Here is a 22212-nt window from a genome sequence, read left to right as displayed (position 1 = left end):
TACCGGACGGTCGGTACGAACAGAGCGGGAGCATCATGAGCTTCAACCTCGCGACGATCCTCCGCGAATCGCGGCAGGCCCGGCCCGACAAGACGCTCTGCCACATCGGGGACCTGAGCTTCACCTACAGCCAGGTCGACGAGATGTCCGGACGGGTCGCCGCGAGCCTGCGCGGGCTCGGGCTGGAGCCCGGCGACCGGGTGGCGGTCCACCTGCCCAACCTCCCGGAGTTCCTGTTCAGCTACTTCGCGATCCTCAAGGCGGGCCTGATCATGGTCCCGCTGAACCCGCTGCTGCACGCCTCCGAGATCGCGTACCACCTGGAGGACTCGGGCGCGCGGGTGCTCATCACGTTCGCGTCGATCGCCGAGCCGGCGGCCAAGGCCGCCGGGACCGTCCCGACCTACGTGGTGACCCTGCCCGGCGACGACGAGCGCCCCGAGGGGACCCTTCCGTACGCCGAGTTGTACGCCGCGGCCGACACCGGTGAGATCGAGACGACCGACGCCGACGACACGGCCGTCCTGCTCTACACCAGCGGAACCACCGGACGGCCCAAGGGCGCCGAGCTCACGCACTTCCAGCTCTACATGAACTGCACCGTCGGCGGAGAGCTGTTCGGGTTCCGCGACGACGACATCGGCCTGGCGGTGCTGCCGCTGTTCCACGTCTTCGGGTTGTCCAGCGTGCTCAACGTGGCCGTGCGGTTCGGCGGGACGGTCGCGCTGGTGCCCCGCTTCGAGGTCGGGCCCGTCGTGGAGGCCATCGAACGGCACCGCTGCACGATCTTCTCGGGCGTGCCGACCATGTACTTCGCCATGCTGCAGGCCGACACCTCGGGCCGGGACCTGGCGTCGCTGCGGGTGGGCGTCTCGGGCGGGGCCGCGATTCCCGGCGAGATCCTCCGGGCGTTCGAGGAGAAGTTCCCCGGTGTGGTCATCCTCGAGGGATACGGCCTGTCCGAGACGGCCAGCACCACCACGTTCAACATCAGCGCGGAGCAGCGCAAGGTCGGCTCGATCGGCAAGCCGATCTGGGGTGTGCAGACCATGATCGTGGATGAGGAGGAGCGGCCCCTGCCGCCCGGCCCGGACCAGGTCGGCGAGATCGTCGTGCGCGGGCACAACGTCATGAAGGGCTACTGGAACCGGCCAGAGGACACCGCCCAGGTGTTCCGCGGCGGCTGGTTCCACACCGGTGACCTCGCCTACGCCGACGACGACGGCTACCTGTTCGTGGTGGACCGTAAGAAGGACCTCATCATCCGCGGCGGATACAACGTCTATCCCCGCGAGGTCGAAGAGATCCTCTACACCCACCCGGCGATCTCCGGGGCGGCGGTCATCGGCCGCCCGGACATGCGGCTCGGTGAGGAGGTCGTCGCCTGTGTGACGCTCCACCCGGGCGCGGTCGTCACCGAGCAGGAGGTCATCGCCTTCTGCAGGGAGCATCTGGCGGCCTACAAGTATCCGCGAGAGATCCGCTTCCTCGACGCTCTGCCCGTCGGTCCCACCGGCAAGATCCTCAAGAAGGAGCTGCGCGCATGAGTCTCGTCAACACCGTCCAAGGCGCGGTGGACACCGCCGAGCTCGGCCGGACGTATATGCACGAGCACATCTTCGTCCTCACCGCCGACGTCCAGCTGAACCATCCCGGCGAATGGGGCGACGAGGACGAGCGGATCGCCGACGCGGTCGCCAGGTTGCGCGCCCTGGCCGAGCAGGGCGTCAAGACGATCGTCGACCCGACGGTGATCGGGCTCGGCCGGTACATCCCGCGGATCCAGCGGATCGCCGAGCAGGTGCCGGAGCTCAACATCGTGGTGGCGACCGGGGTCTACACCTACGACAGCGTCCCGTTCTTCTTCCTCCACCGCGGTCCGGCCCTCAATGCGGTGCTCGGCACCGAGGTCCCGGACCCGATGGTCGACATGTTCGTCACCGACCTCACCGACGGCATAGCCGGCACGGGCGTCAAGGCCGGGATGCTCAAGTGCGCGATCGACCATGAGGGGCTGACGCCGGGCGTCGAGCGGGTGATGCGCGCCGTCGCCCGCGCCCACCAGCGCACCGGGGCGCCGATCACCGTGCACACCCACCCGGGATCCCGGGCCGGAGCCCTGGTCAAGAAGGTGCTGTGCGATGAGGAAGGCGTGGAACCGTCCCGGATCGTTCTCGGGCACAGCGGCGACACCACCGACTGCGATCATCTGGCCGAGCTCGCCGACGCCGGATTCATTCTCGGCATGGACCGGTTCGGCCTCTACCAGGACACCACCTTCGAGGCGCGCGCCGACACCGTGGTCGAGATGTGCCGTCGCGGCTACGCCGACCGCATGGTGCTGTCGCAGGACGCGGCCTGCTACATCGACTGGATCGACCCGAACGTGATGCCGTTCCTGCCCCAGTGGCACTACCTGCACCTCGGCCAGGAGGTCCTGCCGTACCTGCGGGACAAGGGCGTGGCGGACGAGCAGATCACCTCGATGCTTCTGGACGTTCCCCGCCGTTTCTTCGAAGCGTCCTGAGTTTCCGGTTTCTCGGGGGAGACAACCCAGGGAGTCCAATGTGACCGTTTCCACATCCGCCGACGACGCCGCCACACCAAGTCTCGCGGGCCGGCTGTGGCGCCGCGACCTCGCGCACTACCCCGAGTCGGGCCGTCGCTACGCCTATCTGGCGATCGTGGTCGTCACCACGATCGTGCTGTACTACCTGCTCTACATCCAGTACGCCGTCGCCACCTCGATCATCACGCACTATGAGATGACCTTCGGCTACTTCATCTGGCTGTCGGTCGTCGGCAACGCCATCGGCGCGTTCGCGTCGCTGCTCGCCGGGCTCGCCGACCGCTGGGGCCGCGCGAACCTCGTCGTGTACGGCCTGCTGGTCGCCGGGGTGCTGGTCCTGGTCCTGCCGAGCTCACCGAACAAGACCGTCTACCTGGTGTTGTTCGCCGTGCTCAGCTTCATCGAGGGCATCGTCCTGGTCGCCACCCCCGCCCTGATCCGCGACTTCTCCCCGCAACTCGGCCGCGCCACCGCCATGGGCTACTGGACGATGGGCCCGGTCATCGGAAGCCTCGTGGTCACGAGCATCACCAGCGCGACCCTCGACACCGCGACCTGGCAGGACGAGCTCCGCTACTCCGGGATCAGCGCCCTGGTGGTGTTCGTCGTCGCCCTGTTCGGCCTGCGTGAGCTGTCACCGCGGCTGCGCGACCAGGTCATGGTCAGCATGCGCGACCGCGCCCTGATCGAGGCGCGTGCCCGGGGCATCGACGCCGAGCAGCAGGCCTCCGGGCACTGGCGGCAGATGCTCCGGCTGGACGTGGTCGGCTCGGCCTTCGCCATCAGCGTCTACCTGCTGCTGTACTACGCGGCCGTCGGCAACTTCGTCATCTACTTCTCCTCGACGTTCGGCTACAGCGAGCAGCGCGCCAACGGGCTCGCCAACTGGTACTGGGCGGCCAACGCCGTCGCTCTCGTCCTGGCGGGCCTGTTGTCGGACCGGCTCGGCGTCCGCAAGCCCCTGATGCTCATCGGCGGCATCGGGTCGGCCGTCGTCACGGCGATCTTCGCGACGCTCGCCACCCACCCGGACACCGAGTACTCCACGTTCGCCGCGCTGTTCGTCGCGATCGGCATCCTCGGCGGCCTGACGTACGCCCCCTGGATGGCGAGCTTCACCGAGACCGTCGAGAGGCACAACCCCGCCGCGACCGCGACCGGCCTCGCCGTCTGGGGATGGATCCTGCGCGTCGTCGTGGCCGTCTCGGCGGCGTTCGTGCCGATCGTGGTCACCGCCGTCACCCCGCTCGTGGAGCACGGAGCCGAGGTGCAGGCCGCTCAGGCACAGGCGGCCCCCGCGATGGCGATCGTGAACGCCCATCCGCAGATCTTCGCCGAGTTGGCCGAACACCCGGCGGGTTCCGTTCCGCCTGACCTCGCGGCCCGGGCGGCCCAGGAGGTGGGCGCCGCCGACCTCGCCGTCGTACAGCAGGCGGGGCCGCAGCTCAAGGTTCTGCAGGAGCACGGGGCCGAGGTCCAGAAGGCGTCGCTGGAAGGGCCGGGTCAGTGGCAGACCTGGTGGTGGGTGTGCCTCGCCGGACAGATCATCTTCCTGCCGTTCATCTTCGTCATGACCGGGCGCTGGAGTCCCCGGCGGGCACGTGAGGACGCCGAAGAGCATGAGCGCGCCGTCGCCCGGGAGTTGGCCGCACTCCAATCCCAGACGTGACCGCCGCTTCCACCGGCCGGAGCGCCCGGCCGGTGGAAGCAAGGGCGAAATCGAGGCCTCCCCGGCAGCCATCGGAGAGGCCTCGATCACCGGGTCACACCACTGGGGCGGGCGGAATCAGCGTGGCCGTGACGGTGACGACCGGACGAGGCGCCCCGTAGTAGCCCTCGGCCTCCGCCTTCGACTTGGAGTCGGTGTCCTGCTTCTGCTGCGTGACGGCCTGGTTCTCGCTCTTCTGGAAGGGCGTCACGAGCAGGGTGAAGTCGCGGAGCAGGTACTGGCGCTGGTGCTGGTGCTGACGCTCGTGCTGACGCGCCTGGTTGCGGCTCCAGTTGTGGTTGCGGTTCCGGTGACCCCGGCCCCAGCCACCGCCGCCGCAGCCGCCGCCGCCACCCATGACGGTGGTGGCGTTCGCGGCGCTGCTGGTGACAGCGGCACCGAGCGCGACGGCTCCGCCGGTCAGCGCGGTGCTGATGGCGAGAACTCCGACGAGGCTCTTGAAGTTGGGCATTTCATTTCCCCCTTGAAAGGACTTGTGCCCTATGCGCTGACATTTTCCAAATAGACTGGAAAATGTTTTTCTGGCGATCCTTGGTGGATCGTCCATACATTGTCTTGTTTTCCGTGTCGCTCGCGCGACAAACGGTGATAGGCAGCTTTTACATACCGCTTATCTCTTTATTGACGACGTTGGACTGCTAGAGCGCACCTTGCAGGGAAATGTCATTTATGTCGCATTTCGCATATCCGAATATGGGGTGATATTTCGGATTTCCCAATCAGTGGATCGCATCTCGAGGGGGCGGATTCCGCGTCGCAGCCGAAGGTCTGGAGGTCAGGAAGGGGTGCCTGACCGCAAAGCCGGTGCGAGCCGACCGTCGACGACGGCGATGGTGGCCCGGTGGCGGCGGGGGAGTTTGCCGTACCAGGTCAGTTCGTGCCGGCGACCCAAACCGCCTCCCCGTCGGCGCGACCCGCGGACAGCACCTGGCATCCCATGGACTCGACCGCAGCCATGATCTTGACACGAACCTCGTCTTCGGAATCGGGAGGGAACGCGATCCGGATCTGGTGGCCGTACATCGTCTCGTAGGTCACGTTCCACATCGCCTCGGTGGCGGCGAAGTGATCTTGCCGGCTTCCGTCCAAGGTCTCCACGCTTCCTCGGTTGGCCGTGGGTGCCAGCGCCTCACGCAAGATCCGAAGACGATCAAGGTAGGGGAATTCGCCGTCGGCCAGCCTTACATGGACCTGGACCAGTTCTCGGTAAGGCTCGAACCACGCGGTCTTGTCCTCCTCGTCTTCGTCGAAGAACAGTTCGGTCCGTCCGCTGACTCCGGCCTCGATGAATTCGACCACGCCCACGCCCTGCGGCAGGAACTCGGAGTCGCGTGGATTCCACACCACCACCGGCCAGGAATCCGGGTGGCCGCCGGTGAGCCAGCACAGCCGATCGCCGCTGAAGGTCGCCCCCCACAGCAGCAGCCCGCCCGGTTCCGGGTAGAGCGGGTACCGATACCAACTCGGGTACTCCACCCGGTCGAGCCGGTTCGCCTCCAGCAGTTCCAGGTTGTAGTCGATCAAAGAGCGCATCGGATGCGTGAAAAGGTAATCGCAGAAGTTGCCGACGCCATACCGCCGGACCAGTTCCTTGAAGTCGGAAGGCAGTTCCAGGCCCAACTCCGCCTCGGCCACGGCCCAGTCCTCGTCCGCGTCGACCGGCGACGCCGGGGGCGCCGCAAGGTGTGCCAACCTGTCGATCGTCGTCATAGCCGGCGATCTTAGCCACGCATGGCGCGCTCCTGATTGCTAACGGACCCAGTCCGCGCAATAACCTGATCGCTCGGTTTTTCGGGGGCGTACGGGGACGGCGCCCGGCGTCTCAGCCGGGTCTGTGACGCTGTAGGCGGTGGTGAGCCGGGATGGAGACCGCAGTGGGGAGCTGTGGTCGTGTCCCTGCTCGGGTGAGGCCGCCGACGCAAGAAGCCGGCCGCTGACGGAACGAATCGTCGGCGGCCGGCTTCCGGTCGATCCCGAGAAGGACTAGACGGCGCGCGCCATCAGGTCGGCTCTACGGGAAACGGCCAGGTACGGCACGTCCATGGCCCGATTGTCAGTTCAGGCCGGTGATCGGGTGAGCCGCCGAGTCGGTGGCCTGCCTCTGCCACGGAGTGGCCTGGGTGTCGCTCGATTGGAACGGCGTCACGATCAGCGTGAAGTCGCGCAGCAGGTGCTGGTTCTGGTGCTGGCGCTGACGGGTGTGCTGCCGCTGGTGGTTGAAGTTGCGGTTGTGGTTGCGGTGCCCGCGGCCCCATCCGCAACCGCCACCTCCGCAGCCGCCGCCGCAACCCATGACAGTGCTGGCGTTCGCTGCGCCGGTGGTGACCGCGGTGCCGAGCGCGACGGCCCCGCCGGTCAGCGCGGTGCTGATGGCGAGAACCCCGACGAGGCTCTTGAAGTTGGGCATTTTTCCCCCGTGAAAGGTTTGATTTCTCTACGCTGCGACGTTTTCCCAATGATGTGGAAAATGTCCGTCAGGCTACCTTTGATAGGTAGTGCCTGCTTTGTCTTATTTTCCGCGCAGAGAGGGTGATAAACGATGATCACGGGATATTGGCGCTTGCTTATCTCGTTATTAACTGCTTTAGGTTAGTCTAGATCATTTTGATATAGATTGTCGTATATGTCGGATTTCGAATGTACATATATGTGCGATATGCCCGATTCTTCGGCCCGGTGGGCCATTCGCTGAAACCGGCCTCGCACGATGGCTTGTTGCCGGTTCACGCTGAACTGCTCGTTCAGGCGGCGTGCTCGCTCCAGGCGAAGGGCTGAAGGGCCTCGTCCACGGGTGCGCCGGTCATTCTGTTGGCCAGCGTGGACAAGGTGTACGCGCCGATGCCGAGGACCACCTCCAGCGCGTTCTGCTCCGTGTAGCCGTGCTCAAGGAACGAGCGCAACGTGTCGGGGGTGACCGCTCCGGAGGTGGCGACCACGTCCAGGGTGAACAGCCGGATGGCTTCGAGTCGCGCATCGTCCAGCGGCCGCTGTTCCCGCAACGCGGCGATCAAGGTGGGGTCGGCTTCCAGGGAGGTGAGCTTGGCCGAGTGCATGGCGACGCACAGGTGGCAGCCGTTGCGCGTCGCGATGGTCATGACGAGGACCTCGCGGGCGATCGGCTCCAGGGTGGTCGTCTCGAACAGGCCGCTGATCTGCAGGAAACCGTTGAGGAGTTGGGGCGAGCCGGCGAGACGGCCAACGGCCGAGGGCAGATATCCCTGGTGCTTGAGTACGGCCTCCATGGAGCGGCGGGCGGCGGCCGGCGCGGACTCGATCGTGTGGTCGGTGAAGGTCATGACGATTCCTCGCACTAAAATAGGCAACGTGGTTGTCGAAATGGTAAACCTGGTTGTCGAGTTGCGCAATGACTGAGGGCCGTCCCGGCTTCGAGCTGCCGCTGCTGCTGCTCGCGGGCTTCCGCGCGCTCATCGACCGGCTCAACGCCGAGCTGGCCCGCCAGGGCCACCCGGACGTGCGGCCGGTGTACGGGTTCGCGATGCAGGCCATCGGCCTCGACGGCGCGTCGGCCAGCGAAATGGGCCGCCGGCTCGGCGTGTCCAAGCAGGCCGCAGGCAAGACCGTCGATCGACTCGAGGAACTCGGATACGCCGAACGTGTGGATGATCCGGTGGACGGGCGGCGCAAGCTCATCCGTCTCACTCCCCGCGGCATCGACGCGCTCGGCCGATCAGCGATCATCTTCGATGAGCTGCGTGCCGACTGGGCGGCCACCCTCGGCGTCGATCGCCTGGCGGATCTGGAAGACGCACTGCGGACAGCCGTAGGCTCCGCCGAGCTACGCGTCGATACCGTCAGCTGGTTCGGAACGTGAGCGTCTCGCCCCCGCTTCGGCGTGCGTCCGGTCCCTATGATCGGCGCTTTAAACGGCCTTGACCTGCTATTTCTTACTATGCACGCCATGAGTAGCCGTCTGGGTGAGTTTCTCCGCGCTCGGCGCCAGCTCACGACTCCTGATCAGGTGGGGCTGAGGCAGGCCGGTGATCGTCGCAGGACGCCCGGCCTGCGACGTCAGGAGGTGGCGATGCTGGCCGGTGTCAGCATCGACTACTACACGCGCCTGGAGCAGGGCCGGGAGCGCCGACCCTCGGATCAGGTGCTCGGCGCCCTGGCGGGGGTCCTCCAACTCGGTCCCGAGGCCGCCCGCCACCTCCACGATCTCGCACGCCTGACGGCGGGCGACGGCACGTCCCCCGAGCAGGAAGATCGGGTTCACCCGGACATCCTGCGGCTCATGGAAACCTGGCACGACAAGCCGGCCCTCGTGGTGAACCGCCTTCTGGACATCCTGGTTCAGAACTCGGCGTTCGAGGCTCTTTATGAAGGGTTGGAGCATCGCGACAACATCATGCGGCTGACCTTCCTGGAACCCGCGACCCGCGAGATATGGCTGGACTGGGAGGACGAGGCCCATGGTGTGGTGGCCCATCTGCGTGCCGCCGCGGGAACGGGGTGCGACCGGGCCCTGCTCGAGTTGGTCGAGGAACTCTCGCGGGCGAGTGAGGACTTCCGCCGGATGTGGGCCCGCCATGACGTACGGACGAAAACCCCCGACGCCATTCGCTTCCGTTACCCCGATGTCGGAGAGCTGTCCCTCTCCTACCAGGCGCTGAGCATCGACGGCGCGCCCGGCCAGAAACTCGTCGTCTTCCAGGCCGAGCCCGGCAGCCCGTCCGAGCGCGCACTCGCCGGGCTGCGGGCTGTCACCCCGCTCCGGAGCGCGGAAGGACGCCCGATGAAGGTCAGCCGATAGAGGTCACTCGGCGGCGGCCTCGTCCTCTGCGCGGCCGAGGATCCCCTCGACCGTCCGGGTGGCCGTCGGTTGCCGGCGCCCCGCGACGGCGACCGCCGGACTTCCGCTGAGTTCCGGCGTAAACACCATCCTGAGCGAGCGCGCATTCGGGGCGACCGCGACAGTCGACTCACCTGACGTCGTGATGTGAGGGTCCAAGCCACCCGGCGCACCCCCGCAGCGGCGCCTCCCGGAATCGTCGGATTGTCCATCCCGCAACTACGAAGGCCCATGTGGTCGAGGACGAGACGACCTATAGCGTCACCCCTACACAGCGGGTCATGGCCCCTCGAACAACCCTGCGGCATCCGATGGAGAACTGTTGAGCGACGACGTACGCCCCCTCCCCGCGACGAGCACGGACGCGGTGAGCACAGGCGCGGTGAGCGCCCTGGTCCGAGACGCGGACACGGGCGTGCGACTGACCGTCACCTGGAACGACGCGATCATCCTTGACCGGGTGCCGCTCGGGTTCACGGTCGACGGGGCCGAACTCGGCGTCGACGCGGAACTCGTGCACGTCTCGGACCGCACGGTTCGTGATCGGATCAGCCTCCGCTCGGGCAAGGCCGCAGGCGAGCACGACTACGAGCACCACGAGCGCGTGCACACCTTCCGTGAGGCCGGTGGCGTCGAATGGCAGGTGATCCTGCGCACGGCGCGCGACGGCGTCGCGATCCGCTACGCGATGCCCACGCTCGACGGGACCGCCCGCGTCACGGCGGACCGCACCGCCGTCACGCTTCCCTCCGGGGCGAGGAGCTGGGTGCTCGACTACCAGACCTGGTACGAGACCCCCCGCTTCGGCGCGGACACGGCCGAACTGGCAGGTGGCGCGTACGGCTTCCCGTTCCTCGCCCGGCTTGACGAGGCGGCGCACGTGCTGATCACCGAGTCGGGGATCGACGGCCGCTTCGCCGGCGCGCACGCCGAGGTGGGTGAGCCCGGCGCGGACGGGAGCCGGACGTTGCGGTTCACACTCGCCGACGACGCCGTCGAGGTCACCCGCGGGGTGGTCACGCCGTGGCGCGTCTTCCTCGTCGGGACACTGCCCGAGCTCGTGTCCTCGCTGCTCGTCGACGAGCTCGCGCCGCCCGTCTCTCCCGACCTGGAGGACGCGGAGTGGGTCCGGCCGGGTCGCGCGGCCTGGTCGTGGTGGTCGGACTTCTACTCGGGCGCCCAGTTGGACAAGCAGCGGCACTTCGTCGACGTCGCCGCCGACCTCGGCTGGGAACACCTGCTCATCGACTGCGGATGGGAGGAGACCTGGGTGCCGGAGATCGTCGCCTACGCGAGCCGGCGGGGAATCCAGGTGCACCTGTGGACCATCTGGCGTGACCTCAACAGCCCGGAGGACCTCCGGAAGCTGGCGTTGTGGCGCTCCTGGGGCGTCGCCGGGATCAAGGTCGACTTCATGGAGTCGGAGTCGAAGGACCGTTACCGCTGGTACGACACGATCCTCGCCGAGACCGCACGGCTCGGCCTCATGGTGAACTTCCACGGATCGGTCATCCCGCGTGGCTGGGCGCGAACCTTCCCCCAGGTCATCGGGTACGAGGCGATCCGCGGCGCCGAATACTACGTGTTCTTCGAGAACCAGGCGCTCACCGCGTCCCACAACGTCGTCCAGCCGTTCACCCGCAACGTCGTCGGGGCGATGGACGCCACGCCCGTCGCGTTCGGCGCCGCGAACCGCACGACCAGCGACGGCCACGAACTCGGACTCTCGGTGGCGTTCGAATCCGGGATCACCCACTTCGCCGACCACGTCGACGCCTACGCCTCACGTCCGCCCGCGGCCCGGTTCCTCGCGGAGCTGGCACCGGTCTGGGACGAGACGGTCCTGCTGGCCGGCGACCCCGACACCCACGCGGTCATCGCCCGCCGAGCCGGCGACCGATGGTTCGTCGGCGGCATCGCCACAGGGGACGCGCGCACCGTCCGGGTGCCGTTGGACGCGCTCCGGGCGGGGCCGGACGCCCAGGTCTGGGTCGTCGGCGACGCGGCGCCGACGTCCGCCGAGGTGCCGGCGACCGGGCTCGCGGAGACGACCACGACCGCGACGGATGCGATCGACGTCGAGGTCGCCCGCGACGGCGGCTTCGTCGCGATCGTGGCCCCGGCGGACACGGCGCTCTTCCGGGCCGCGCCACGTCCACTTCTTCCCGAGCCGATCGTGCACCCGGCCGTCGCCGAGGTCGGAGCCGACGGAACCGCGTCGCTGACGACCGACGCGGACGCCCGGCTGCGCCTGCCGGCGGGGTGGTCCGCCCACCGCTCCGGAGAGACCGGCTGGGCCGTACGGCCCGATCGTTCGCTGCGGCCCGGGCGACTCGGCGTCGTCACGGTCGAGCGGGACGGCGACGGGGTGGTCCCGGTCGTCTCGCACGCGCGTGTGGTGCGCCCCCTGACCCCCGGCGAGTACGCGTTGTCGGACCTGCCGATGATCGCTTTCGTCAACGACGACGGCCCCGTCGAACGCGACCAGTCGAACGGGGCGGGAAACCCCGGCGACGGGCGGCCCATGCGCGTGGCCGGCCAGGCGTTCGAACGCGGCCTCGGCGCGGCGCCGTACTCGGAGGCGCACTTCCACCTCGGCGGACGCGCCGGGACGTTCACCGGCGCCGTGGGCGTCGACGACGAGTCCACCGGCAGCGCCAGGGTCAGTGTGCTCGCGGACGACGACGAACTCTTCACCGCCGTGGTCGAGGCGGGCAAGCCCGTCACGACCTTCTGCCTGGAGGTCCACGGCGTCCGAACCCTGTGCCTGCGCAGCGAGACCGCGACTCCGGACGACATCGGCGTGCACGTCGACTGGGTCGACACCACCGTTCACGTCACATCCACCAATCGGTGACCCCCCGTGCCGGTCCCGGCGACCGGCGCGCAACATGATCAGAGGAACACATGAAACGCAAGTGGATCGCCGCCACGGCAATGGTCGTGGCGACCGGGCTCCTCGCCGCCTGCTCGGGTGGATCCGGCGACACGTCGAACGAGAAGGTCACCCTCACCTACGCGAACTGGAGTGAGGACCAGACCCCCGCGATGAAGCAGATCGCGGCGGAGTTCGAGAAGGCGAACCCGAACATCACCATCAAGGTCCAGACCTTGCCGTGGCCCGAATACTGGTCGACCCTTCAGGTCGGGGCCGCGGGCGGAACCGCGCCGGACGCGTTCTGGATGCTCGCCGACCACTTCCGCGAGTACGCGAAGGGCGGCCAGCTGCTCGACCTGTCGGACACCGTGAAGTCCAACAACATCGACATGAGCGCCTACCCCAAGCCGGTCTCGGACTCCTACACCTACGAGGGCAAGGTCTTCGCGCTGCCGAAGGACTTCGACACCAACGGCCTCTGGTACAACAAGGCGCTCTTCGACGCGGCGGGCGTCAAGTATCCGGACGACACGTGGACCTGGCAGGACCTTCAGGACGCGGCCAAGAAGCTGACCGACCCCAAGAAGGGCGTGTGGGGCATCGCCGCGCCGATCGACTCGCAGGGCGGTTTCTACAACACGATCCTGCAGGCCGGCGGCAGCATCATCAACCCGGAGGGCACCGCGTCCGACTTCGCCAGCCCGGCGGGAGTCGCCGGCCTGAAGTTCTGGACCGACCTGCAGGCGGCGGGCGAATCGCCGACGCTGAAGCAGTTGTCGGACACCGAGGCGGTCTCGATGTTCGAGAACCAGAAGGTCGCCATGTACACCTCCGGCGCGTACTGGGCCCTGCGGTTCTACAAGAACGCCGACCTGAAGGACAAGGTCGACGTCGCACCGCTGCCGCAAGGCGTCAAGCGCGCCACCGTCACCAGCGGCATCGGCAACGCCGGATACGCGGGGAGCAAGCACCCTGAGGAGCTCAAGAAGTTCCTCGCCTTCCTCGGCGGGACCAAGGCGGCCGAGATCCAGGCGGCCACCGGGACGGTGCTGCCCGCCTACCAGGGCACGCAGAAGCCCTGGCTCGACTCGATGCCCGAGTTCCACCTGCAGGTGTTCATCGACGCCATCGACTACAGCGTGCCGCTCCCGGTCGCGGGCAACGCGTCCGAGTGGCAGGGCCTCGCCCCGCAGTTCCTGAGCCCGGCCTGGGACGGCAAGAAGCCCGTCGAGCAGGCGGCGAAGGAGTACCAGGACGCCGTCGACCAGGTGCTCGCCAAGCAATGACGAACGTCGCGACGAAGCCTGTGCGGCGGCCGACCGGCCGCCGCACAGGCGTCAGCAAGCCCAGCGGGTGGTGGGCGCTCGCGTTCATCGCCCCCGCGACGATCGGCCTGGTCGCGCTGTATGTCTGGCCGTTCCTGTCCACACTGATGAAGAGCTTCCAGGACGTGCCGGCGTTCGGGCCCGCCACCTTCGTGGGGATCGAGAACTACACGACACTCATCGGTGACGGCGACTTCTGGAAGGCGTTCGGGAACTCCGCGCTCTACACGGCGATCATCCTGCTCGGCATCCCCCTGGCCGTCGTGCTCGCGGCGCTGATCGAACAGGTCGGCCGGGGCCGCGCGATCTACCGTGTGCTCTTCTTCCTGCCGGTCGTCACTCTGCCCGTCGCCATCGGCATGGTCTGGCGGTTCATCTACAACGGCGACTTCGGGCTGCTCAACTACGTGTTGTCGTGGTTCGGCGTCGACGGGCAGTTCTGGGTGGCCGATCCGCGGTTCACGATCTACGCGTTCGGCGTCGTCGGCATCTGGATGGGCCTCGGCATCAACCTGATCATCCTCGGCGCCGGTCTGCAGGCCATCCCGAAGGCCCTCTACGAGGCGTCCGCCCTGGACGGCGCCGGCCGCGTCCGGCAGTTCTTCCACATCACCGTGCCGCTGCTCAGCCCGAGCATCTTCTTCGTGACGATCCTCAGCGTGATCGCCGCCCTGCAGATGTTCGACCTGCTGTTCATCATGCTGCGCGGGGTGAACAACACGGCCCTCACCGACTCCAAGACGATCGTGTACCTGTTCTACGAAAAGGCGTTCGTCCAGTTCGACCAGGGCTACGGCGCCGCGATCGCGATCGTGCTGCTCATGGTCATCATGATCGCGACGGCCGTCCAGTTCCGTCTGCAGAGATCGTGGGTCTTCTATGGCTGAGATCACCGTCCGCCGCACGCCGGGCTCCCGGCGGCGGGGGAAGCCGAGCACCACCTGGCCGATCCACGCGCTCCTCATCGTCGCGGTCGTCTTCATGGTGGTGCCGTTCGTCTGGCAACTCCTCACCGTCTTCAAGACGACGGCCGAGGTGACCCGGATCCCGCCGACGATCCTGCCCGCGGATTTCAGCCTGCACTCGTTCGAGACGTTCTTCTCGACCGTGCCGTTCTGGTCGATGTTCGCGGTCTCCGCCGGTTCCCTCGTCCTGCGGGTCGCCGGTCAGATCGTGGTGGCCGCGCTCGCCGGCTACGCGTTCGCGCGCATCCCCTTCCGCGGCAGCAAAGTGCTGTTCGGCCTGTTCATCGTCATGCTGATGGTCCCGAGCCAGCTCTTCCTGATCGGCCAGTTCGAGCTCATCCGCGACATGAAGCTGCTGGACACCCTCCCGGCGCTCGCCATCCCCGGTCTCTTCTCGGCGTTCGGCACCTTCCTGATGCGGCAGGCGTTCCTCACGATGCCGGGGGACTACGAGGAGGCGGCCCGGCTCGACGGCGCCAACACCTTCCAGGTGTTCTGGTACGTCATGCTCCCGATGGCCCGGCCGATGCTCGCCGCTCTCGCCGTGCTGACCGGCCTCTACTCATGGAACGACCTGCTCTGGCCGCTCATCGTCTCCCCCTCCGGGGAGAACCGGCCACTGCCGGTCGGCCTCGCGGGATTGCAAGGACAGTTCGGTACGGACTACCCGACCCTCATGGCGGGTGCGCTCGTGTGCTCGATACCTCTCGTGATCGTCTTCCTGGTTCTGCAACGGCAGTTCTTCGCGGGCATCGCGAGCAGCGGACTCAAGGGATGAAAGAAAAGTGAACGACGGCTCCACACCGATCCACCTGAACGCCGGCGGCACCAGCCTCGTCATCGCCGTCGACGGCGGCCGGCTCCCGCGCATCCTGCACTGGGGGCCGGACCTCGGCGCGCTCGGGGACGACGCCCTGGCGGACCTGCACCGGGCGGCGCTCCCCGCCGTCGGCGACAGCGCGGTCACCTATCCGCAGCCCGTTCCGGTGCTCCCGCAACTGGCGGAGGGCTGGCTCGGGCGCCCGGGACTCGTCGGCGACGCGGACGGCCGCCGCTGGGCCCCCAAGTTCCGGGACGCGACGCACCAGGTCGACGACGCGGCCGACGGGCCCGTGCTGCGCACCACGGCCGTCGACCCGGAGCACGGCCTGGCCGCCGACTTCGAGATCCAGGTGCTCGCCGCGAGCGGGCTGGTCCGCCAGCGGGTGGCCATCAGGAACGACGCGGCGACGCCGTACCGGATCGACTCCCTCGAACTGGCTCTCCCCGTGCCGTCGGACGCGTCGGAGATCCTCGACCTGACCGGCCGCTGGGCGCTGGAGCGTGTGCCGCAGCGACGACCGTTCCACGTGGGGGAGTGGGTCAGGGCCTCGCGGGGAGGCAAGCCGGGGCTCGAGCACACGATGCTGCTGGTCGCCGGCGAGGCCGGGTTCGGGTTCCGGCAGGGCCTGGTGTGGGCGACCCATCTCGCGTGGAGCGGCAACCAGGTGCTCGCCGCGGAGCGGACACCGGCGGGCACGAGGCACCTCACGGCGGGGGAGGTGCTGCTTCCCGGCGAGGTGGTGCTCGGGCAGGGCGAGTCGCATCGGAGCCCCTGGCAGTACGGCTCGTGGGGAGCCGGGCTCGACGACCTCGCCTCGCGGTTCCACCGGCACCTGCGGTCGCGGCCGCAGCACCCTCGCTCGCCCCGGCCCGTGGTGCTGAACACGTGGGAGGCGGTCTACTTCCACCACGATCTCGACACTCTCACCGCGCTCGCCGAGCGCGGAGCGGAGGCCGGCGCCGAGCGGTTCGTGCTCGACGACGGATGGTTCCTGGGCCGCCGCGACGACACCAGTTCGCTCGGCGACTGGACGGTCGACCCGGCCATCTGGCCCGACGGCCTCGAACCGCTCGTCGCCCGGGTCCGCGAACTCGGCATGGACTTCGGGCTCTGGTTCGAGCCGGAGATGGTCAACCTCGACTCCGACCTGGCCCGCGAGCATCCGGAATGGATCTTCGACGGCGGGCACGGTCCCGGCCTCGCCTCCCGCCACCAGCATGTGCTCGACCTCGGCCATCCCGAGGCGTACGCCCATCTGTTCGACCGGATCAGCGGCCTCGTCGGGTCGCTCGGCATCGACTACATCAAGTGGGACCACAACCGGTACCTGCTCGACGCCGGCCACACTCCCGACGGCCGCCCGGGGGTGCGCAGGCAGGTGGAGCAGGCCTACCGGCTGATGGCGGAACTCAAGGCCGCCCATCCGGGCCTGGAGATCGAGTCGTGCGCCAGCGGCGGCGGCCGGATCGACCTCGGTGTCCTCGAGTTCACCGACCGGGTCTGGCCCAGCGACTGCAACGACCCGCACGAGCGGCTCGAGATCCAGCGCTGGACGGGGTTGCTGGTGCCCCCGGAGATGCAGGGCACGCACATCGGAGCCGAGGAGTCGCACACGACGCACCGGACGCATCCGCTCGACTACCGCGCGGAGAAGGCGTTGTGGGGTCACCTGGGCATCGAGGTGAACCTGCTCACGGCCGACGACGAGACCCACGCGGCGCTCGCCCGGTGGATCGCCTTCCACAAGGAGCACCGGGCGCTGCTCCACTCGGGCGAGGTCGTTCACGCAGATCTCGCCGACGCGGCGTTCCGCCTGGAGGGCGTCGTGGCGGGAGACCGCGGTGAGGCGCTCTACGCGTTCAGCGTCGTCGAGCGTCCCTCGACGTGGCCGCCGGGCCGTATCCGCCTGCCCGGCCTCGACGACGAGCGCCACTACACCGTCGAAGCGGTTCACCCCGGATCCGCGCCGGCGGCCGGCGCCGTGCTGCCGCCGTGGCAGCGCGACGGGGTGACCCTCCCCGGGCGTGCGCTCCGGCTCGTCGGCATCGAGGCGCCGTCACTGGACGTCGACCGCTCGGTGCTGCTCCGGGTCGTCAGCGCGCCGGTCGCCTTGTGACCTGGAAGGCGGGCTCAGCTCCGTGTGTGCCCACGGCGTCGTGACAGGGGGAGAGGCCGTACGGGCTCAGCCCTTCGCGCGGTTGCGGTACTCGGTGGGGCTGGCCTCGTGCATCCGCTTGAAGTGGCGGGAGAAGTAGAACGGGTCCGGGTAGCCGACCTCGCGGGCGATGGCCGCGACGGTCGCGTCCGTCGTGTCGAGGAGGTTGCGCGCCTGCGCCATCCGGAGCGCCGTGTGGTGCGCGAGCACCCCGCCTCCGGTGGCGCGGCGGAACAGCGCGCTCAGGTGGGAAGGGGAGACGCCGACCAGAGCCGCCAGGTCGGCGACCCGGACGGTCCTGTCCAGCCGTTCGGCCAGGTAGGCCATCGCGCGCTGCAGGGGGTCACCGGGCACCGGCATGGTGCGGTCGACCACGATCTGGGTGAGGAGTTTCCACGCGGCGCCGGCCGCGCCCATCAGGCTCGCCGGTGAATGATCCCGTTCAAGTATGGTCACGATCTCGTCGATCAAGGCGATCGCCCGATCGAGGCGGCCGATCGGGACCACGGGTCTGGACGCGCCCGCCCCGATCTCCTCGATGAGCTCCGTCAGGTCAGCGCCTCGTAAGTGGCACCACCAGATCGTCCAGGGATTATCGGCGGACGCGCCGTACGCGTGGGGGATGCCGTGGGGGATCACCAAGGCCGTGTTGGCCCCGACGCGATGCTGGGTCCCCCCGACGTTCGCCCACCCCGTGCCGGCCGTGCACAGGATGAGGATGGTCTCCTCGATGCCGCTCAGCCGTCTCATCAGGTGGTCCGCGGCGTTCGGATAGTAGCCGGTATCGGTGACCATGAGGCGTCTCGTCACCGGGCGGGAGATCGCCTCGACGACGACCCGGCGAGGCACGACGGTCAGCCGCTGGTTGTGGAACCCCTCCTGGATCGGCATGGGCTCAGTATGGCACGAACCATCGGATCGTCCAGGTGACCGCGATCATCGGACATTCCCCGCGACCGCCGGCGCGTGTTGACTGGTCGCGATGGACAACCGGGCCGATCCCGGCCTGAAGGGATCGGCTCGACGTATCACTCACCGTCGGGGACAAGGTGGAGAGAATGGGACGAGGACTGCTGTCCGGGAAGGTCGCCGTGGTGACCGGTGCGGCCTCGGGCATCGGCGCCGCGGTCGTGGATCGGTTCCTCGTCGAGGACGCGCGCGTGATCGCGGTGGACATCGCCGCGCGGAGCTCCGACAGGCCAGATGTGCTGACGGTCACCGGCGACGTGTCGGATGCCGCGACCTGGCGGCGGATCGTGGAGACGGCGCGGGCCGAGTTCGGACGGCTGGACGTGCTCCACAGCAACGCCAGCATGGTGGTCCGGGCTCCCGCGCACGAACTGGCCGAGGACGACTGGGACCGGCAGATCGCGGTCAATCTCAAGGGGACGTACCTGGCGGTCAACGCCTGCGTCGGGCTCCTGCGGGAGACCCGGGGCGCCGTCGTGCTGAGCTCCTCCGTGCACGCGCTGTTCGGCCTGCCGGGGCACCCCGCCTACGCCGCCGCCAAGGGCGGCCTCGTGTCGCTCGGCCGCCAGCTCGCGGTCGAGTACGGCCCCGACGTGCGGGTCAACACCGTGCTTCCCGGGCCGATCCTCACCCCCGCCTGGGACGGCATCGGTGAGGAGGACCGCCGGCGCAGCGTGGCGGGCACCGCGGCCGCACGCTTCGGCCGGCCCGACGAGGTGGCGGCCGCGGTCACCTTCCTCGCCTGCGAGGAGAGCTCGTACGTCACCGGGGCGTGCCTGGTCGTGGACGGCGGGTGGAGCGCGGTGAAGGACTCCGCCTGATCGCGTTCCTCAGGACAGGCGCGTGCACGCCCCGATGGGAGAGTTGATGCTTTCGATCCCGCTGCGTCCCCGCTTCGATCTGAAGCGGGGCGGCAGATGGACGTCCCTCGCCGGCGGTGGCCGCGAGTGGTTGTGGTCGCGTCCCGATCCGGACCGGGAGACCGCGGTTCCCGGCGCGGACTTCGTCGACGCGGGCGGCCTGGAGGAGTGCCTTCCCACGGTGCGCGGCCTGCCCGACCACGGCGACGTGTGGAGTCGCCCCTGGAACGGCTCCGCCGCCGAGAGTTCCGTCCACGGCGAGGGCTTCGAGTTGCGCCGCGCGGTCGCCGAGGAGGCCGGGACGGTGGTGGCGTCCTACCGCCTGTCGGCCGAGCCCGGATACCCGTTCGTCTGGGCCGCCCATGCCCTGCTCGATCTCGGTGAGGACGCCCGGCTCGTCGCTCCTCCGGCGACCCCGGTGCGGGTCTTCCCCGAGGCCGCCCCGATGCTCGGCCGTCCCTGGCCCTCCGGCGCCCCCTACGTCGAGGGCCGCTGGCCCGCTCCCCTGGACCTGCCGCTCGACCGGTTCGGCCCGCGAGACGGCACCGCGGTGGGGGCGGTTCTCCGGTGCGGCGCCGTACGGGTGACCGACGGTCCCGACACGCTCAGCCTGCGGGTGGAGGCGCCCGCCGGGGTCCCGGTCTCGGTCGCCCTGTGGCGCAACCTCGGTGGATTCCCCGCTCACGCGCCGTACCGCAGCATCGGCGTGGAGCCCATGCTGGGCGCGGTCTTCGACCTCGCCGAGGCGGGACCGGGGGACGCCGCGGTGGTCCCCGCCTCCGGCGAGCTGACGTGGCGGCTCATCCTGGCCGCGGAACGGCTGAGCCACGGGCGTGAACCCGGCTGACCGCCACCGGACGGGCCGCCTGATCAGGCCGGAACGAAACCAGGTCACTGGAAGAGGTTGTTGACCTCGGTGTTGACGGCGGGCAACGCCGTGGAGGCGTCGGCCTTGCCGAGCATGACGCTCTCGTAGGCGGCCAGGACGAGTTGCTCGACCTTCGCCGCGTTGTCGGTGATCGGGTAGAGGAAGGTGCCCTGCGGGTCGGCGGCCTCCTCGACGAAGGCGCTGACGTCACGCCCTGCGGCCTTGTGCGCGGCCAGGGCCTTGTCGGCCGAGGTGGTGATCGCGGGGAAGACCACCGCGTTCTTGGCGATCAGGTCCTGGCATTCGGCGGAGCCGAGGAAGCGGACCCACTTCCAGGCCTCGTCCTTGTGCTCGGTGCCGGCGTAGATCGAGTCGGCCAGGCCGTTGATCATCGTCTTGCGTCCCTGCGGGCCGACGGGGAGCGGCGCGAAGGCGAAGTCCTTGCCCCAGCTGGAGATGGTCCAGGAACCCGTGGTGACCATGGCGGCCTTGCCCGCCTCCATCATCGGGGTGACGCCGAGATTGCCGGCCTGGTCGTAGGGCGGCATGTAACCCTTCTTGATCAGTCCTGCGTACCAGTTGATCGTCTCGGCCAGCTTGGGGTCGTCGTAGTTGTACCGGGAGCCGAAGGGGTTCTTGTCGGTGAAGACGAAGCCGTCGCTGGCCGCGAAGTGGCTCCACTGGCCCTGGCCGTAGGCGCCGCCTCCCGTCTCCAGGGCCAGGCCGTAGGTCTTGACGTCGGTCTTGTCGAACTTCGGGTCCAGGCCGTTGCGGCCCTGGCCGTCGACGGTGAGCTCGGCGACCGCCTTCTCGAAGTCGCCGCCGTCGGTGGGGTTCCACGTCCAGGTGGCGAACTCCTTGGGGTCGATCCCGGCCTTGGCCACCTGCTTGGTGTTGTAGACGACCGCGATCGTGTCCCAGTCCTTGGGAAGGCCGTACCTCTTGCCGTCGCGCACCCAGAGGTCGGCGAGACCCTTCTGGTAGATCGACAGATCGAGCTTGTCCTTGTCGACGTACGACTGGATGTCGAGGACCTGGTTGTTCGCGGCCAGTTCGGGATAGCGGGACAGGTGGTCGGTGAACACGTCGGGCGCGTCGCCCGCGGTCAGCTTGGTGGTCAGGTCCGTCCAGTACTGGTCCCAGCCGGACTGGGTGATCTTGATGGCGATGCCGGGGTTCTCGGCCTGGAAGGCGTCGGCGCACTGCTGGTAGGCGGGTTGCTGCTTGTCGTCCCACAACGCGTAGGTGAGTGTGACCTTCCCGCCGGCTGCGGGAGTCTCCGAACCACCACCGCCACAGGAGGTGACCGTGAGAGTGCTGAGGGTGAGCATGGTCGCTAACAGGGTGCGGCGGGGGGTCTTCATGATCTCTCCAGGGGGGTTACTTGATGCCGGTGAAACGGATCGAATCGACCAGGCGGCGGCCGAAGAGGACGAGCAGCAGGAGGACGGGCAGGACGGCGAGGGTGGCGCCGGCCATGAGACCGGCCCAGTCAGGGGTGGCGTTGGGCGTCTGCTGCCGGAAGATCGCCATGGCCGCGGTCAGCACCCGGACGTCCTCCTGTTTGGCGATCAGCAGCGGCCACAGGAACTCGTTCCAGGTCTGCACCGCGGTGATGATGGCCAGAGTGAGCAGGGGGCCCTTGTTCATCGGCACGACGACCTGCCAGAAGATGCGCCAGCGGCTCGCGCCGTCGAGCCCGGCCGCCTCCTCGATCTCGCCGGGCACGCTGAGGAAGAACTGACGCAGGAAGAACACCGCGAACGGGGTCATGAAGAAGTACGGCGCGACCAGACCCCAGAAGGTGTTGACTCCGCCGAGGCTCTTGATGAGCACGAAGTTGGGCAGGATGGTGAAGATCGGCGGGATCATCATCGTGCTGAGGAACAGGTAGAACAGCACATCCCGGCCGCGGAAGTGCAGGCGGGCGAAGGCGTAGGCGGCCATCGCGCTGAAGGTGACCTGCCCGGCGACGACGGCCGAGGCGAACAGCACCGAGTTCCGCAGGTAGAGCCAGAAGTCCATGCTGGCCGCGGTGCCGCCCGCCGCTCTGGCCTCCTCGGGGGAGGCCAGGCCGAGGACCCGCTCGAAATTGATCGGGGTCGGGTGCTCGGGAAGGAGTGAGTAACTGCCGTTGAACAGGCTCGCGTTTCCGGTCAGCGCCGTGCGGAGCATCCACCAGAACGGGAACAGAGTGATCGCGAGCGCTGCGAGGAGACCCACCCAGGCAAGCAGGCGGGCTGGATTTTTCCGCATGGTTC

The 22212-nt window shown here is 68.5% G+C and carries 19 protein-coding genes; 12 read left to right on the top strand and 7 right to left on the bottom strand.

Translation table 11 applies throughout. The features are described 5' to 3' along the window. The first annotated feature begins 35 nt into the window (after positions 1–35). From Pmi06nite_RS19060 to Pmi06nite_RS19050, 3 genes are read left to right on the top strand one after another with little or no spacing between them, the layout of a single operon-like run. Positions 36–1547, top strand: a complete 1512-nt coding sequence (locus tag Pmi06nite_RS19060) for a long-chain-fatty-acid--CoA ligase (protein WP_203954390.1) — start codon at positions 36–38, stop codon at positions 1545–1547. Beyond that, positions 1544–2527: a phosphotriesterase family protein gene (locus Pmi06nite_RS19055; protein WP_203954389.1), complete on the top strand. Its 984-nt coding sequence runs from the start codon at positions 1544–1546 to the stop codon at positions 2525–2527. The genes Pmi06nite_RS19060 and Pmi06nite_RS19055 overlap by 4 nt, the downstream gene beginning before the upstream one ends. Before the next feature lie 40 nt (positions 2528–2567). Then, entirely contained in the window at positions 2568–4238 is a 1671-nt protein-coding gene (locus tag Pmi06nite_RS19050; RefSeq protein ID WP_203954388.1) for an MFS transporter, read from the top strand. A gap of 94 nt (positions 4239–4332) precedes the next feature. Here Pmi06nite_RS19050 and Pmi06nite_RS19045 read toward each other — a convergent pair whose 3' ends face one another. The 4 genes from Pmi06nite_RS19045 to Pmi06nite_RS19030 form a co-directional block, all read right to left on the bottom strand. Continuing rightward, entirely contained in the window at positions 4333–4749 is a 417-nt protein-coding gene (locus Pmi06nite_RS19045; RefSeq protein WP_203954387.1) for a hypothetical protein, read from the bottom strand. Positions 4750–5168: 419 nt separating this feature from the next. Further along, the gene (locus tag Pmi06nite_RS19040) at positions 5169–6008 is read right to left on the bottom strand and encodes an SMI1/KNR4 family protein (RefSeq protein WP_203954386.1); all 840 of its coding nucleotides are present in this window, start codon (positions 6006–6008) and stop codon (positions 5169–5171) included. A 343-nt stretch (positions 6009–6351) separates the two neighbouring features. Continuing rightward, positions 6352–6705 carry a hypothetical protein gene (locus tag Pmi06nite_RS19035; protein ID WP_203954385.1) on the bottom strand — a complete coding sequence of 118 codons (354 nt, stop codon included), beginning with the start codon at positions 6703–6705 and terminating at the stop codon, positions 6352–6354. A gap of 334 nt (positions 6706–7039) precedes the next feature. Continuing rightward, the gene (locus tag Pmi06nite_RS19030) at positions 7040–7594 is read right to left on the bottom strand and encodes a carboxymuconolactone decarboxylase family protein (RefSeq protein WP_203954384.1); all 555 of its coding nucleotides are present in this window, start codon (positions 7592–7594) and stop codon (positions 7040–7042) included. A 68-nt stretch (positions 7595–7662) separates the two neighbouring features. On the opposite strand from Pmi06nite_RS19030, the gene Pmi06nite_RS19025 reads away from it, so the two are divergent. The 7 genes from Pmi06nite_RS19025 to Pmi06nite_RS18995 all read left to right on the top strand — a co-directional run bounded on the left by Pmi06nite_RS19025 (position 7663) and on the right by Pmi06nite_RS18995 (position 17215). Continuing rightward, entirely contained in the window at positions 7663–8130 is a 468-nt protein-coding gene (locus tag Pmi06nite_RS19025) for a MarR family winged helix-turn-helix transcriptional regulator (protein ID WP_203954383.1), read from the top strand. 87 nt (positions 8131–8217) lie between these two features. Then, positions 8218–9069 (top strand): helix-turn-helix transcriptional regulator, encoded by an 852-nt coding sequence (locus tag Pmi06nite_RS19020; RefSeq protein ID WP_239114014.1) that lies wholly within the window; start codon positions 8218–8220, stop codon positions 9067–9069. 361 nt (positions 9070–9430) lie between these two features. After that, positions 9431–11965 (top strand): glycoside hydrolase family 97 catalytic domain-containing protein, encoded by a 2535-nt coding sequence (locus Pmi06nite_RS19015; RefSeq protein WP_203954381.1) that lies wholly within the window; start codon positions 9431–9433, stop codon positions 11963–11965. A gap of 50 nt (positions 11966–12015) precedes the next feature. Next, a complete protein-coding gene (locus Pmi06nite_RS19010) occupies positions 12016–13272 on the top strand; it encodes an ABC transporter substrate-binding protein (protein WP_203954380.1) in 1257 nt (418 codons plus the stop codon). Further along, on the top strand, positions 13269–14198 hold the full coding sequence (locus Pmi06nite_RS19005) for a carbohydrate ABC transporter permease (protein ID WP_203954379.1): 930 nt from the start codon (positions 13269–13271) through the stop codon (positions 14196–14198). Before Pmi06nite_RS19010 ends, Pmi06nite_RS19005 begins: the two co-directional genes overlap by 4 nt. After that, positions 14191–15054 (top strand): carbohydrate ABC transporter permease, encoded by an 864-nt coding sequence (locus tag Pmi06nite_RS19000; protein ID WP_203954378.1) that lies wholly within the window; start codon positions 14191–14193, stop codon positions 15052–15054. The genes Pmi06nite_RS19005 and Pmi06nite_RS19000 overlap by 8 nt, the downstream gene beginning before the upstream one ends. A 7-nt stretch (positions 15055–15061) precedes the next feature. Beyond that, positions 15062–17215: an alpha-galactosidase gene (locus Pmi06nite_RS18995; protein ID WP_203954377.1), complete on the top strand. Its 2154-nt coding sequence runs from the start codon at positions 15062–15064 to the stop codon at positions 17213–17215. Between the two features lie 66 nt (positions 17216–17281). Here the strand turns inward: Pmi06nite_RS18995 and Pmi06nite_RS18990 are convergent, their stop codons facing one another. After that, positions 17282–18145 carry an AraC family transcriptional regulator gene (locus tag Pmi06nite_RS18990; protein WP_203954376.1) on the bottom strand — a complete coding sequence of 288 codons (864 nt, stop codon included), beginning with the start codon at positions 18143–18145 and terminating at the stop codon, positions 17282–17284. Between the two features lie 167 nt (positions 18146–18312). Here Pmi06nite_RS18990 and Pmi06nite_RS18985 point away from each other — a divergent pair, with 167 nt between their 5' ends. Both Pmi06nite_RS18985 and Pmi06nite_RS18980 read left to right on the top strand, forming a co-directional pair. Then, a complete protein-coding gene (locus Pmi06nite_RS18985) occupies positions 18313–19044 on the top strand; it encodes an SDR family NAD(P)-dependent oxidoreductase (RefSeq protein WP_203954375.1) in 732 nt (243 codons plus the stop codon). A gap of 46 nt (positions 19045–19090) precedes the next feature. After that, positions 19091–19930 (top strand): hypothetical protein, encoded by an 840-nt coding sequence (locus tag Pmi06nite_RS18980; RefSeq protein ID WP_203954374.1) that lies wholly within the window; start codon positions 19091–19093, stop codon positions 19928–19930. Between the two features lie 44 nt (positions 19931–19974). Here the strand turns inward: Pmi06nite_RS18980 and Pmi06nite_RS18975 are convergent, their stop codons facing one another. Both Pmi06nite_RS18975 and Pmi06nite_RS18970 read right to left on the bottom strand, forming a co-directional pair. Then, on the bottom strand, positions 19975–21315 hold the full coding sequence (locus tag Pmi06nite_RS18975) for an ABC transporter substrate-binding protein (RefSeq protein WP_203954373.1): 1341 nt from the start codon (positions 21313–21315) through the stop codon (positions 19975–19977). 16 nt (positions 21316–21331) lie between these two features. Then, complete coding sequence (locus Pmi06nite_RS18970) at positions 21332–22207, bottom strand: carbohydrate ABC transporter permease (protein ID WP_203954372.1); 876 nt, start codon at positions 22205–22207, stop codon at positions 21332–21334. Positions 22208–22212: the final 5 nt, after the last annotated feature.

It is taken from the genome of Planotetraspora mira (assembly GCF_016863275.1).
Taxonomy (GTDB): domain Bacteria; phylum Actinomycetota; class Actinomycetes; order Streptosporangiales; family Streptosporangiaceae; genus Planotetraspora; species Planotetraspora mira.
This window is presented reverse-complemented; position numbering and strand designations above follow the sequence as displayed.